This window comes from Flavobacterium pallidum (assembly GCF_003097535.1).
Classification (GTDB): domain Bacteria; phylum Bacteroidota; class Bacteroidia; order Flavobacteriales; family Flavobacteriaceae; genus Flavobacterium; species Flavobacterium pallidum.
In genome coordinates this window covers 2,072,662-2,086,005 of record NZ_CP029187.1, presented here as the reverse complement: position 1 = coordinate 2,086,005, position 13,344 = coordinate 2,072,662, and the positions used below count along the sequence as shown (strand labels likewise).

The following is a 13,344-nucleotide window of genomic DNA, read 5'->3' as shown; positions in this document are numbered from 1 at the left end:
AAGATAAAGGCGAAAGCCGGACTAGCTCCTGAAAATAAATACTATTATTATGCATAAAAAACGTACTTTTGCACCCTCAAATTTCAAATACATGCGGACTAAGTCTTTAAAAAAGAACAAAATAAATGTCATTACCCTTGGGTGTTCCAAAAATATCTACGACAGTGAAGTGCTGATGGGCCAGCTGCGCGCAAGCGGAAAGGAAGTGCAGCATGAAGCGCCTGAAAAGGAAGAAGGCAATATCATCGTGATCAATACCTGCGGATTTATCGATAATGCAAAGGCGGAATCGGTGAACATGATTTTGGAATATGCCGATAAGAAAGACCGCGGATTGGTAGACAAAGTTTTCGTTACAGGCTGTCTTTCTGAGCGTTACCGTCCTGATTTAGAGAAAGAAATCCCGAATATCGACCAGTATTTCGGAACGACCGAGTTGCCGTTGTTACTCAAAGCGCTTGGTGCTGATTATAAGCATGAATTGCTGGGTGAAAGGCTTACTACCACTCCGAAAAACTACGCTTATTTAAAAATTGCCGAAGGTTGCGACCGCCCTTGCAGTTTTTGCGCGATTCCGCTGATGCGTGGTAAACACGTTTCACAGCCGATTGAAAAACTGGTAAAAGAAGCTCAGACATTGGCCAAAGACGGCGTAAAAGAATTAATATTGATTGCGCAGGACCTTACGTATTACGGGCTTGATTTGTATAAGAAAAGGAATCTGGGTGAGCTTCTCGAGGCCTTGGTGAAGGTGGAAGGAATCGAATGGATCCGCCTTCATTACGCGTTCCCGACCGGTTTCCCGATGGACGTACTCGAAATCATGAAACGCGAGCCGAAAATCTGCAATTATATTGATATTCCGCTGCAGCACATCTCGGATCAAGTATTGAAATCGATGCGACGCGGCACGACACAGGAAAAAACAACGAAATTACTCAAGGATTTCCGTGAAGCTGTTCCGGGAATGGCCATCAGGACGACGTTGATCGTAGGATATCCGGGTGAAACACAGGAAGATTTTGAGAAACTTAAGGATTTCGTGCAGGAAATGAAGTTCGACCGTTTGGGTTGTTTTGCCTATTCACATGAGGAAAACACACATGCTTATTTACTCGAAGACGATGTCCCTGACGAAGTAAAACAGCAACGCGCGAATGAAATCATGGAACTGCAGTCGCAAATCTCCTGGGACCTGAACCAGGAGAAAGTGGGCCAGTCGTTCAAATGCATTATTGACCGCAAAGAAGGCGGGCATTTCGTAGGCCGTACTGAATTTGACAGCCCGGATGTCGACAATGAAGTTTTAATCGATGCCACCAAACATTATGTAAAGACGGGTGATTTCGTCATGGTGAAAATCATTGAAGCCACAGAATTCGATTTGTATGGGGAACCAGTTAACTGATCATTATAGTAACACGCCGGAACAACATTCCGGCGTTTTTGTATTCAATATTTAAATGACAATGTGGCTGTTAAAAAATCCCTGCCTTCCAATGCTGTATTTGCTGTACCGCCATTGTGGGTGTAATTAATGCAGACAGGCATTGCGATACCGTACCCAAGGTCAAATTCACGCTCAGCTGCAACAGAAAGATTGATGAAAGACACCTTATTGTAATCCGCCGCCTCATAATAACCAGCGCGATTGTTGAGGACTGCACCTGTAACCGGCGTAAGGCTGATGCCACGAAAAGTCTTTGCTGAAATACTATTGAATACGTCCTTAAATACATATCCGATTTCAGCATAAGTGGTGAAATTGCGTGTGGATTCCCCTTTATCACCATAACGGAAATCATTTCCAGAGATAAATGTATTAATTGCTGCCTGGAACGCATAACGGTAATTTTCGGAAAAATCAAACGTAAGTCCCGCATCAATAGTTGTCACGCTTGCCGGTCCATAATGGAAGAAACGGGTATCAGCATCCGGGTCATCGTCTAAAGAAGGCCAATAATATTGCCAAATCCCGAGCGAAAGGAAATCAGCCAGTTGGTAATCCAACCCGAAATTGAATTCGCGGTACCCGTCCGAACTGCCGTCAGCATGGCCATCTTCGCACCTGAAATTATGCGTGGCCCACATCCCTATGGAAAGATTTTCAGTCACACAGTAACTAAAAGAAGGCTGTATTGCGGGCGTATTGCCGCCATATGCCTGTCCGCGCCAGATGTACCTGCTTTTCAAATCAACTTTGGCCTCCCAGCGCTTGCCATCTGTTTTCAAGCTGTCTTTGGCAGTATCTGTTTGCCCAAAAACAGCCAGTCCGGTAATTACCATTAGCAATAAATAATATTTCTTATGCATCGGCAGCGGTTTTCTTGCGGTAAATCGCGCTATTGACTAATAACAACAATTTATCCTTATCGATTGGTTTGGAAATGTAAGCCGTAAACCCTTTTTGTTCAATCATGCTCCCTTCCGCCCCTACATAAGCAGTTTGGGCAATTACGGGAAGCAACGGATTCATTTTCCGGATCAATTCGAAAGCTTCGTAGCCGTCCATGACAGGCATCTTGATATCCATCAGGACCAGGTCGATTGACTTGTCTTTTTCACATATATCGACAGCTTCACGCCCATTACAAGCCCTTAAGATGACATGATTGTGTTTGTGGAGCATTTTTTGAAGGAGCAGAAAATTAATGTTATTATCCTCTGCGACCAGGATAGTCAACACTTCATTGCTTTCGTTTTCGACATCGGTAGTGGGAATCGATTTCGAATCTTCATTTACGGCATAATGCAGCGGAATGGTAAAACGGAATTCGGCCCCGGCATTATCAATCGATTCAATGCTGATTTCCCCGCCCAGCATATTCACATAAGCTTTTGAAATGGCCAGGCCCAATCCGAGGCCACCTGCCTTGACTGAAAAATCATTGTCAATCCTGAAAAAACGTTCAAAAATCTTCCCGTGTTCTTTCGGGTCAATCCCGATTCCTGAATCCCGTACTGAAAACAGCACTTCGGAACTGAGTTCATTTATCTGATAAGTGATGGATACAAATCCCCGTTCGGTATATTTAATGGCGTTGGTAACCAGGTTGGTCAGGATTTGCCGAAGCTTTATTTCATCGGTGACGATCTTTCCGGCGGCACGTTGATCAGGCCATGCGATATGAAAATCAAGTTCCTTTTCTGCAGGAAGGGTTATTTTTATGGATTCATACAACACCTTAAGGCATAAATCGATATCAACTGCCGTATAGTTTGGAATTACCTGGTTCGTGTCAATCCTCGACATTTCTATGAGATCGTCAATGATTGAAACCAGGTTGATACCGCTGCTGTGCAATATCCGGGAATACTCAGCCCTTTCCTGCTCCGAAAGATTATTGTTCTGCAATATTCCGGAAAACCCAATTACGGCATTCATCGGCGTACGGATTTCATGTGAAATGTTTGTCAGGAACGACGACTTCAACCTGTCGCTTTCTTCTGCTTTGGCCTTGGCGACTTCAAGTTGCTTCTTCTGTTTGTCACGCTCTTCAAACAGGTTACCGATATGCCTGAATTCACCCGGGATGTGTTTTAATGATTCCATATCATTCACATTGCCTTTTTCGAGGATGCTGGTAATGAGGCTCAACGGTTTGTAAACCCATTGACGCGAATAGTAGAGATATATTACAATACTACACAAATAAGTGATGATCAATAAAATAAGGATGTTTTTTGTCGTATGAAAACTCACGTCGAAAGTCCTTTTGAATAATAATTTCGTGATTGTCTTACCGTTATAATCTTTCAGATTACGAACTACGTAAATATTATTTTCAGGGTCAGGAAAACTATTATAAAACCCAATATTGGAATTGTTCAGTTTTTCAAGGCTTTCAAAATAAGCGCCGTTCATGAGCTTGACGATGAAGAAATATCCCAAAGGCTTTGTCTTTTTCTCATATATATCGGCAGTTGCATGCACACCCGACCCGAAAACCTGTACAAATCCTTCGGGAATCCTGATGTAAAATTCGACCAATCGCTTGCTGTCGATGACATCAAATGCAGCTTTTGGGATAAAATCCAATGTCGTTATGGACTGGGTTGAGGATTTGCTGACAAATTTTCTGTTGACATCATAAATCCCAAGGTAATCCGCTTTGTAGGTATCCAGTGAAGAATTGACATTCTGGTCAAACCAATATTTATCTTCCGTTTTTAGGTAGGATACGAATTCATCCCAATAAACCATATCTATGATATTGGAGATATTGGTTTGTGCATCGAGCTCCATCAATGAGTTTACCTCGTTGTCAAATTGTGCCCGGGAAACTTTATAAACGTCCTTTTCCTGCTGCACGGTATAATAATAAATTGCCGCAAACAGGGCCAGAAAAAAAATAGCGGACAACAACGTCAGCCATAATATTTTTTTATAAATAGTAATCCTGTTTAATTTTTTCAGCACTTTACATAATATATCGGGGTTAAAAATAGATAAAAAAACATTTGATGCGCGATTTTTTGATTTCGCCTTTAGATTTTGTGAAAAATAAAAAATGCCATTATCAGTATGTCGACAATGGCATCTTATTAAAAAAGCACTAAATCTTAAATAACGGTTCCCTTTAAAGTAAGGACTTTCGGGGTATCATTTTCCGAAGTGGTTACGGTGATGGTTTTTGTAAAAGGGCCTTTGGCAGCGGCATTGTAAGTCCCGGTGATTTTTGCCGATTTCCCGGGAGCAATCGGTTCTTTCGGATAATCGGCAACGGTACAGCCGCACGAGGCTTTGGCATTGGTAATAATTATGGGCTTATCCCCTGTATTCTTAAACTCAAATTCGATGCTTTTCGGCGTTCCCTGCGGAATTTCACCGGTGTCGATTACTTCTGATTTCCATACGACTATGGACGTTCCCGGATTTCCCGTGAAGGACATCAGTCCCAATGCACATGTAATGGCTGTTACGAATAAAATAATGGTGTTTTTCATAATTCTGGTTTTTTGATGGTTTAATAAATGACCTGTCGTCGTTTTACATTCCAAAAGTATCCCAACAAAACCCCGCCTGTTGTTAATGACTTTCAAATGTTTGTTAACGAGTTGTTAAGCGGCGTTTAAAAGGGATAATTTGCCTAATATTGCAGGCAATGAAAATAAACAAACTCAATATTATCATACTTCTCGGACTGGTTGCCATCATCGGCATCCTGGTACTGCAGCTGCTTTGGACGCGCCAGGCTTACACCATCGAGGAGAAAAAATTCAGCCAGAAATCACACATTGCATTATTGGAAGTCTCTAAAAAGTTGTATGAAGGGACAAACAACGAACTTCCCAGTGATAATCCGGTCCAGAAGGTTTCCAATGACTATTATGTGGTGAACATCAACAATGATTTCGACCCGAAGATCCTGGAATTTTACCTGAAAACGGAATTTGCAAAGGTGAACATCACCACCGATTTCGAATATGCGATGTACAATTGCCAAAGCGACGAAATGGTCTACGGCAACTATATTTCATTTACCAATAAAAACCTGGCTCCTCAAAAGGTTTATTTCCCAAAGCATAAAAACCTGGTATATTATTTTGCGGTACGTTTCCCGAACGAAACGGCTTATTTGTTCAGTTCGCTGAAATTCTGGTTTGTGCTGACGATTGCGCTGATTGTGATCCTGCTGATTTATGTATATTCGATTTTTACGATTTTACAGCAAAAAAAATACTCCGAACTACAGCGCGATTTCATCAATAATATGACACACGAATTCAAGACGCCGCTGTCATCGATACTGATCGCTTCGAATTACCTCAGCAAGCAACCACAGATCCAGTCGGATGAAAAACTGGAAAAATATACCGGGATCATCATCGCGCAAAGCAACAAGCTCAATGCGCATATCGAAAAAGTACTGAACATCGCCAAGTCGGACAATTCGGCACTTATTTTGAATAAAGAACATATCGGCGTGATTGCAACCATTCAAAATGTGGTGGAAAGCATCCACCTGAAATATCCCGAAACAAAAGTCACTATCGAAACCCGGAAAGACGAACATATCATCCATGCCGATGCCTTTCATTTTACAAACCTTGTGTACAATTTGATTGACAATTCGGTGAAATATTGTGAGAAAACACCTGAAATCACCGTCTGCATTTCCGAAGAAAAAGACAAACTGAAAATTGCATTCATCGACAATGGCATCGGTATTTACGGCAAGAATATTTCATTTATTTTTGATAAGTTTTTCCGGATCAGCAATTCGAGGAGCAATGAAGTTACCGGTTTTGGCCTCGGATTGTATTATGTCAAAAAGATATGCGTGCTCCACAATTGGAAAATCATACCTTCCGGAAATGATACAGGCGGACTTACCATGACCATTTTAATACCAAAAGCCAATGCCGTTTAAAATCCTTTATGCCGAAGACGACGATACGCTGGCATTCCTCACAAAAGACAACCTGGAACAGAATGGCTATGAAGTCATTCATTGCGCTGATGGCACGTCGTGCCTTGAAACTTTTAATTCCGGATTTTTTGATATCTGCATTTTCGATATTATGATGCCAAAAATGGACGGTTTTGAACTGGCTTCGGAAGTACGGAAGAAAAACACTGACATTCCCATTATTTTCCTCTCTGCCAAAACGCTGAAGGAAGACCGCATCAAAGGCCTTCGCATCGGCGCTGATGATTATCTGGTAAAGCCGTTCAGCATTGAAGAATTGCTGCTGAAGATTGAAATTTTCCTGAAACGTTCACAAAGGGCAACTTCCCCAAACCCGATTTATGAATTGGGAAGTTACCGATTTGACAGCCTGAATTACCTTGTTTTCAAGGAAAATGAAAAAATTACGCTGACCGAGCGTGAAGCCGAACTGCTGAAATATTTCCTAGACAATAAAAACAAGGTTTTGAAGCGCGAGCAAATCCTGACGGCACTTTGGGGTGATGACGATTATTTTATGGGCCGCAGCCTGGACGTCTTCATTTCGAGGCTCAGGAAAGTCATTGCCAACGAGCAGGGCTTAAGCATTGAAAACCTGCATGCGATCGGCTTCAAATTTAAATATGAATAGCTTCCATGAAAAAAACACTGTACCTGTTGCTTGTATTTTGCACGTTCGGCATGTCTGCCCAAAAATTTGTTACGATTAAAGGCACTGCATTCTTCAGAAACGGGAAAAACTATTCCTACATCGGGGCGAATTACTGGTACGGTGCACTTTTAGGGACGAAAGACGGTGACCGCCCACGATTGCTACGCGAACTGGATTTAATGAAAAAATACGGCATTACGAACCTGCGGATTATGGTGGGCGCCGATGGTGGCAAATACGATTTCACCGTCAGGAAACCGTTGCAGACGGAACAGGGAAAATACGATGCGGATGTACTTGACGGACTCGACTTCCTGCTTTCAGAAATGGGGAAAAGGGATATGACTGCGGTGCTGTATCTGACCAACAACTGGGAATGGTCCGGCGGTATGGCGCAATATTTGGAATGGAACGGCAAGGGCGTGATCCCGAATCCGAATACCAGCCCGGAAAATACATGGGATAAATTTATGGACTACGTCGCGCAATTCCATTCGTGCGAACCTTGTAAAACGGCTTTGGACAACCATATCAAATTCATCATCGGCAGGAAAAACAATTACACCAAAAAGAACTACACCGAAGATCCGGCTATTATGGCGTGGCAGGTAGCCAATGAGCCACGTGTATTTACTCCCGGAAATGAAACCGCTTTTACGGATTGGCTGAACAAGACCGTGAACCTGATCGACAGCCTTGATAAAAACCACCTGATCTGTACGGGATCGGAAGGCAGGATGGGCAACAATGGCGATTTACCGACTTTTGAACGTACGCACGCCAACCCCAAGATCGATTACCTGACGATGCACATCTGGCCAAAAAACTGGAACTGGTTTAAAGCCGATAATGCGAAAACCACGCTGCCCATAGCGCTTACCAATACCGAAAACTATATTGATGAACACGTAAAAATCGCACGGAAACTGGGCCGCCCGATTGTCATTGAGGAATTCGGTCTGCCCAGGGAAAATGAAAGCCTGTCACCTGCTGCGGGTTATGGTGACCGGTTACATTTCTACAACACGTTTTTCACGAAGCTTTCAGAAAGCCTTGCAGATAACGATGTGCTGCGTGGGATCAACTTTTGGGGATTCGGTGGCGAGGGGGTTGCAAGGAATGACGATGGAAAATGGAATACCGGCGATCCATACACTGCCGATCCACCGCAGGAACCGCAAGGATTGAATACCGTTTTCAGTTCCGATACCGCCTTGCTTGAATTGATAAAGCAATTCAATCAGGCCATTGGAAATTATTGAAAACCATTGCGTTCAATTTCCTATTTTGTAAAAAATTAACTCCGCCAAAAAAATATCTTTAAAGATAAATCGTAAGTTTGGCACTGAAAGCGTTCAAATTTATATCAGGCTATGAAACAGATAATCTTCATTTTAGCGGTATTTTTCACATCAATCTCAATCCAGGCACAATATGGTGGCGTTGACCGCAGCATTGGCGGGCCTGGGCAATTCCAGCAGAGCAAAAACAAGGAGAAGAAATCTGAGTTTGATTTCGTACAGGCTTCTACGGATAAAATGGCAAAAGAATTGTCATTGGATGATTTCCAGAAGGCCGCTGCAAAAAACATCATCGAGGATTATAAAAACCAGGTGATATCGATCAGTGCTGAAGAGATTCCGGATACGGGTAAAAATGAAAAGATAAATGTCGTAAAAGACAAAATGGAGGCGAAAATCAAACAACTGCTTAACAAAGACCAGTTGGTGAAATTTGAAGCGATGAAAAATAAAAGCGAGAAAAAAGGCAAAGGCAAAAAGAACGACAACGACGCAGAAAAAACACAGGATTAATCTATAAAGATAAAAGTCCGTGCTGCTTCAGCGCCAGCATCGGTTTTGAAAACCAAAAAAGTTCAAAATCCTCAAACTGTGATTCAAAATCCGATTTGATTTCAGCAAAACTCCATACTTTTTGATTTGTGACATTAATATTTTGAAGCAGATTTGCCAGCCACTCCCCTTCCGCTTTTGGGAATTGAAGTGAAAAAAACTCTTTTTTGGTGTGGAAAGCCAATTCCGACATTTCCCATGAATTCCCCTTTTTTGATTTTGTAAAATGATTCACCGACGGCATCGTGCCCAGCCAGATGATTTTAGCTGAAGTTTTTGTACTAAACTGCTCCGTTTCCTGCAATGCATCGAATATAAAATCCGGTGAAACCTTTGTGGACGGTATCTTAAAGTCAAACCAATCCTGCAATTTGTAATCGAAACAGATGCCATGCATGAAATTGAACAATGATTTTTTCAGTCCATAGCTGAACCTGTCGTGGTTAATTCCTGTTTTGTCCGTATAATTAATATCATTATTTGCAAAAGGACCAATGGATTGCGTATGTTTCACCACTCCGAATTTTTCCGGCTCCAATCCCACGGGACTGTGTGCCGTCATGGCAAACTGGTGCCAGAAACCCGATTGCAGGATCCCCGCTTCAAACATCTGCCGGACCATTTCGAGGCTATCCACGGTTTCCTGTATGGTTTGCGTCGGGTAGCCGTACATCAGGTAGGCGTGCACCATGATCCCGTTTTCTGTAAAATGGCGTGTGACTTTGGCTACCTGTTCCACCGTAACACCTTTGTCAATCAGCTTCAGCAAACGGTCCGAAGCCACTTCCAGCCCGCCTGAAACGGCAATACAGCCCGAGGCTTTGAGTAAAAAACACAGATCTGCCGTAAAGCTTTTTTCAAAACGGATGTTTGTCCACCACGTGACGGTGAGTTTGCGGCGCAGGATTTCTATTGCCAAAGCGCGCATCAGCGCAGGTGGCGCGGCTTCATCAACAAAATGGAATCCGTTCTGGCCTGTTTGTGCCACCATTTCCTCGATACGGTCACAAAGCAAAGAAGCCGCTACGGGTTCATATATTTTGATGTAATCCAGTGAAATATCGCAGAATGTGCATTTCCCCCAGTAACAACCGTGCGCCATGGTGAGTTTGTTCCAGCGTCCGTCACTCCACATGCGGTGCATAGGATTGACGATTTCAATGACGGAAATGTATTGGTCTAAAAGCAGATCATTGTAATCCGGCGTACCGGTTTCGGATTGTTTGTAATCGTGTAACACGGAATCGTTTTTATAAACGACTGCATTATTTTCAAGCAGAAAAGTTCGCTTGAATTTCCTTTCTCCTGCTGCCATCCCCGAATTCAAAAGCAATTGCTCTACCGGCGCTTCCCCATCATCAAGCGTGATGTAATCGAAAAACTCAAAAACCCTTTTTTCTGAAAGTGATCGCAGTTCCGTATTTGGAAAACCACCGCCCATTGCAATGATGATATCCGGAAAACGGGCTTTTACCCATTGAGCACAACGGAAAGCAGCGTAAAGGTTCCCGGGAAAAGGCACTGAAATGAATAGGTGTGTTGGCTGGATTTCATTAAGCTTCTTTTGCAGGATTTGATATAAAATCCTGTCCGTATAGGTGGGTTCCTGCTGCAAAGACTGATACAATTCATCAAACGAATTGGCGCTGCGCCCGAGCCTTTCTGCATAACGGCTGAACCCGAAATTGCCATCGGCGCATTCGACGATCAGGTCAGAGATATCCTCAAGATACAAGGTGGCGAGGTGTTTCGCCTTGTCCTGCGTTCCCATGGCCCCGAAAGCCCATTCGAGTTCCTCAAGCTGATCAAACCTGGAGGCTCCTGGAAGGAAGTCTTCCTGGCAAATCTGGAGCGCAAGCGTTGGGTTTTTGCCCTGAAGGAACAGCATCACTGCGTCAATCGTGTCAATGTAATATTGTTTCAGGGAGATCATCCTTTCGGCGTTCGGAGTGGTATCTGCGGAAGCGCCAATATGATCAAACAAATCCGTGAGCCCTTTTTTGGAAAACAATTCCAGGATGACTTCTATACCCAAATCTGCCTGCACAGATGCAATCCCTTTCGTGTTCAGGAAACCTTTAAGGTATGCCGTCGCAGGATAAGGCGTGTTGAGCTGCGTAAACGGCGGGGTGATGAGGAAGGGTCTGGTCATGAGGCAAAATTAATCTAATTTTTGAAACTCTTAAGAATGTGACTTTCAATAAAATTGCCGATTCCAAACTGCCGGAACCATTCATGAAAAAATATCCTTAATGGCTTGAAGATTAACCACAAAAGATGTTAGCTTTGCCGGGAAAATAAAATGACTATGAAGAAATTGTTTTGTGTAATGCTGTTTTCGGGCTGCGTCAGCCTGCAGGCACAGCAAAGTACGGTGGCGAGTGGTGGAAACGCTACAGGATCCGGCGGTACGGTGAGTTATTCCGTTGGGCAGATTTCGTATAAAAGCCCTGAAGGTGTGCTCATCAGTGACGGTGTGCAGCAGCCGTATGAAATTATCTCTTTAGGGAAAAATGACCTTCCGGGAATACAATTGTCGGTTTTCCCAAATCCCGTCAGCAATAGGCTAACGTTAAAAAATACGGATTCCGGAAATGGCGCTTTTACTTACAGCCTTTCTGATATTTCCGGAAAAATCCTTTTGGAGCCAAAATCTTTTTCTGCGGAAGCGTCGTTAGCGATGGAAAACTATCCGTCGGGAATTTACCTGCTTAAAATCTGCGGAAGCGATAAAAAAACCAAGACCTTTAAAATCATTAAAAAATAATCACATGTTCAAAAAATACTTTTCAAAAATAGCATTTGCCGTAATATTTCTCATGAGTGCTACCCTTTTCGCGCAGGCGCCGCAGAAGATGAGTTACCAATCGGTGATCCGTAATGCTTCAGGTGATTTGATTACCGAAACCCCGATCAGCGTGCGTATCAGTATAGTGAAAAACGATCCGGCAGGAATTGCGGTTTATGTGGAAACGCACGCGACAACCACAAATGAAAACGGATTGGCGAGCCTTGAAATCGGGGCCGGGACACCCGTTACGGGAACCTTTTCAGGAATCAATTGGGGCGGCGGCAATTATTTTATCAAGACGGAAACCGACCCTGAAGGCGGCAGCAATTATTCCATCGTAGGGACGAGCCAATTGCTGAGCGTGCCTTATGCCTTGTATTCCGGAACGAGCTTAAATCAAGGAAAATCAACGATTTACATTACAGGTGATATTACTGATGAGGAAGCGGCTGAACAAATCGCGCAGCAATTCGGCACCAATACAGAAAGCATTACTATCGAAGCTACCACACAGCTTACAACGGTTGATTTAAGCATGGCTACAAAGCTGCTGGACCTCACGATTTCTGATAATACGCAATTGGTTTCTGTAGATCTGAGCAACCTGACGGCTGTGTTCCGCGATACGCATATCCACGGAAATAACCAGTTGACCAGCATTGACTTTTCATCGCTGGCACAGGCGTCAAGAGACCTGCATGTAGATACCAATATATCGCTTACGTCGCTTGCGTTTCCTGCACTGACAAAAATAAACGGCCGTGGGTATGTCTTGATTTCAACAAACTATGCGATGACATCGCTATCGTTTCCTGCACTGACCAAATCTACGGGCATGTTTAACATCAGTGGCAACACTGTCCTTGGCACGATCGACTTCAGCAGCCTTGTTGAATCTGTTTATATGGATATTTTTGAAAATGAAGGGCTTACGACGTTAAACTTTAATGCATTGCAGCATGGCCAAACGCTGCAGATTACGAATAATAACAATTTGGCTGCCATAGCGTTGGGCGCGCTTACAGAAGCATATTTTACAGTAAGTTCGGATAATTTGTCTTCAATCAACATGCCTTTAATGGCTTCGGGCTCAGTCGATATCACTGGAGGCCAGCTTACCGAGATCAGCCTGCCTGTTTTTTCGCAGGGCGACCTGCTCATATCCGGCCCGATGATTACTTCTTTAGATATTCCTTCGTTAACTTCATGCGGACGGCTATCCATTGGTGATACCGGAATGAACACTATCAATCTGCCTGGCATTACGACGGTAACTAATCAATTGGACATCGGAGGTGATCCTGACCTTACGGCAATCAGTCTTCCCAACCTTACCTCTTTAGCCCAGTGTTATATCAGCGGCTCGCAACTGAGCTCTATTTCATTCCCTCAGCTTCAACAGGTGGGCAGTGCGGGAAAAAGGCTGGTATTCTCGTACAGCGCACTGCCAAGCTCACAGATCAATTACCTGCTCAACAAAGTGCTTAATGCTGCGCCGGCATCCGGTAAATATTTACAACTGCAGTCCCAAACGCCACCTGCACCACCTACAGGCCAGGGAATCGTTGATAAGCAGGCAATGATTAGCGCCGGAAACACTGTACAGACGGACTAAGTAAAACCCATTTCTTTTTT

Annotated in this window: 11 protein-coding genes; 7 read left to right on the top strand and 4 right to left on the bottom strand. The window is 43.5% G+C overall.

Annotated elements, in window-relative coordinates:
* The first annotated feature begins 91 nt into the window (after window positions 1–91).
* The gene (rimO, locus tag HYN49_RS08515; RefSeq protein WP_108903719.1) at window positions 92–1,408 is read left to right on the top strand and encodes a 30S ribosomal protein S12 methylthiotransferase RimO; all 1,317 of its coding nucleotides are present in this window, start codon (window positions 92–94) and stop codon (window positions 1,406–1,408) included.
* A gap of 44 nt (window positions 1,409–1,452) precedes the next feature.
* On the opposite strand, the gene HYN49_RS08510 is transcribed toward rimO, so the two are convergent.
* From HYN49_RS08510 to HYN49_RS08500, 3 genes are all read right to left on the bottom strand, one after another.
* Window positions 1,453–2,313 carry a TorF family putative porin gene (locus HYN49_RS08510; RefSeq protein ID WP_108903718.1) on the bottom strand — a complete coding sequence of 287 codons (861 nt, stop codon included), beginning with the start codon at window positions 2,311–2,313 and terminating at the stop codon, window positions 1,453–1,455.
* A complete protein-coding gene (locus tag HYN49_RS08505; protein WP_108903717.1) occupies window positions 2,306–4,420 on the bottom strand; it encodes an ATP-binding protein in 2,115 nt (704 codons plus the stop codon). The genes HYN49_RS08510 and HYN49_RS08505 overlap by 8 nt, the downstream gene beginning before the upstream one ends.
* A 143-nt stretch (window positions 4,421–4,563) precedes the next feature.
* Window positions 4,564–4,947 (bottom strand): DUF1573 domain-containing protein, encoded by a 384-nt coding sequence (locus HYN49_RS08500; protein ID WP_108903716.1) that lies wholly within the window; start codon window positions 4,945–4,947, stop codon window positions 4,564–4,566.
* 158 nt (window positions 4,948–5,105) lie between these two features.
* Between HYN49_RS08500 and HYN49_RS08495 the strand changes: the two genes are divergently transcribed.
* The 4 genes from HYN49_RS08495 (at window position 5,106) to HYN49_RS08480 (ending at window position 8,879) form a co-directional block, all read left to right on the top strand.
* A complete protein-coding gene (locus HYN49_RS08495) occupies window positions 5,106–6,374 on the top strand; it encodes a sensor histidine kinase (protein WP_108903715.1) in 1,269 nt (422 codons plus the stop codon).
* Window positions 6,364–7,044 carry a response regulator transcription factor gene (locus HYN49_RS08490; protein WP_108903714.1) on the top strand — a complete coding sequence of 227 codons (681 nt, stop codon included), beginning with the start codon at window positions 6,364–6,366 and terminating at the stop codon, window positions 7,042–7,044. The genes HYN49_RS08495 and HYN49_RS08490 overlap by 11 nt, the downstream gene beginning before the upstream one ends.
* Before the next feature lie 5 nt (window positions 7,045–7,049).
* The gene (locus HYN49_RS08485; RefSeq protein WP_108903713.1) at window positions 7,050–8,327 is read left to right on the top strand and encodes a glycoside hydrolase 5 family protein; all 1,278 of its coding nucleotides are present in this window, start codon (window positions 7,050–7,052) and stop codon (window positions 8,325–8,327) included.
* 111 nt (window positions 8,328–8,438) lie between these two features.
* Entirely contained in the window at window positions 8,439–8,879 is a 441-nt protein-coding gene (locus HYN49_RS08480; RefSeq protein WP_108903712.1) for a hypothetical protein, read from the top strand.
* Between the two features lies 1 nt (window position 8,880).
* Here the strand turns inward: HYN49_RS08480 and HYN49_RS08475 are convergent, their stop codons facing one another.
* Window positions 8,881–11,070 (bottom strand): B12-binding domain-containing radical SAM protein, encoded by a 2,190-nt coding sequence (locus HYN49_RS08475; RefSeq protein WP_108903711.1) that lies wholly within the window; start codon window positions 11,068–11,070, stop codon window positions 8,881–8,883.
* Between the two features lie 156 nt (window positions 11,071–11,226).
* On the opposite strand from HYN49_RS08475, the gene HYN49_RS08470 reads away from it, so the two are divergent.
* Together HYN49_RS08470 and HYN49_RS08465 are read left to right on the top strand one after the other, a co-directional pair.
* Window positions 11,227–11,685, top strand: a complete 459-nt coding sequence (locus HYN49_RS08470; RefSeq protein WP_181368935.1) for a T9SS type A sorting domain-containing protein — start codon at window positions 11,227–11,229, stop codon at window positions 11,683–11,685.
* A gap of 4 nt (window positions 11,686–11,689) precedes the next feature.
* A complete protein-coding gene (locus HYN49_RS08465; RefSeq protein ID WP_146185074.1) occupies window positions 11,690–13,324 on the top strand; it encodes an autotransporter outer membrane beta-barrel domain-containing protein in 1,635 nt (544 codons plus the stop codon).
* Window positions 13,325–13,344 lie beyond the last annotated feature (20 nt).

What these genes read in the sequence shown, in the direction of transcription:
- rimO (WP_108903719.1), top strand. Translation starts at nt 92, where the DNA reads ATGCGGACTAAGTCTTTAAAAAAGAACAAAATAAATGTCATTACCCTT.
- HYN49_RS08510 (WP_108903718.1), bottom strand. Translation starts at nt 2,313, where the DNA reads ATGCATAAGAAATATTATTTATTGCTAATGGTAATTACCGGACTGGCT.
- HYN49_RS08500 (WP_108903716.1), bottom strand. Translation starts at nt 4,947, where the DNA reads ATGAAAAACACCATTATTTTATTCGTAACAGCCATTACATGTGCATTG.
- HYN49_RS08495 (WP_108903715.1), top strand. Translation starts at nt 5,106, where the DNA reads ATGAAAATAAACAAACTCAATATTATCATACTTCTCGGACTGGTTGCC.
- HYN49_RS08490 (WP_108903714.1), top strand. Translation starts at nt 6,364, where the DNA reads ATGCCGTTTAAAATCCTTTATGCCGAAGACGACGATACGCTGGCATTC.
- HYN49_RS08485 (WP_108903713.1), top strand. Translation starts at nt 7,050, where the DNA reads ATGAAAAAAACACTGTACCTGTTGCTTGTATTTTGCACGTTCGGCATG.
- HYN49_RS08480 (WP_108903712.1), top strand. Translation starts at nt 8,439, where the DNA reads ATGAAACAGATAATCTTCATTTTAGCGGTATTTTTCACATCAATCTCA.
- HYN49_RS08475 (WP_108903711.1), bottom strand. Translation starts at nt 11,070, where the DNA reads ATGACCAGACCCTTCCTCATCACCCCGCCGTTTACGCAGCTCAACACG.
- HYN49_RS08470 (WP_181368935.1), top strand. Translation starts at nt 11,227, where the DNA reads ATGAAGAAATTGTTTTGTGTAATGCTGTTTTCGGGCTGCGTCAGCCTG.
- HYN49_RS08465 (WP_146185074.1), top strand. Translation starts at nt 11,690, where the DNA reads ATGTTCAAAAAATACTTTTCAAAAATAGCATTTGCCGTAATATTTCTC.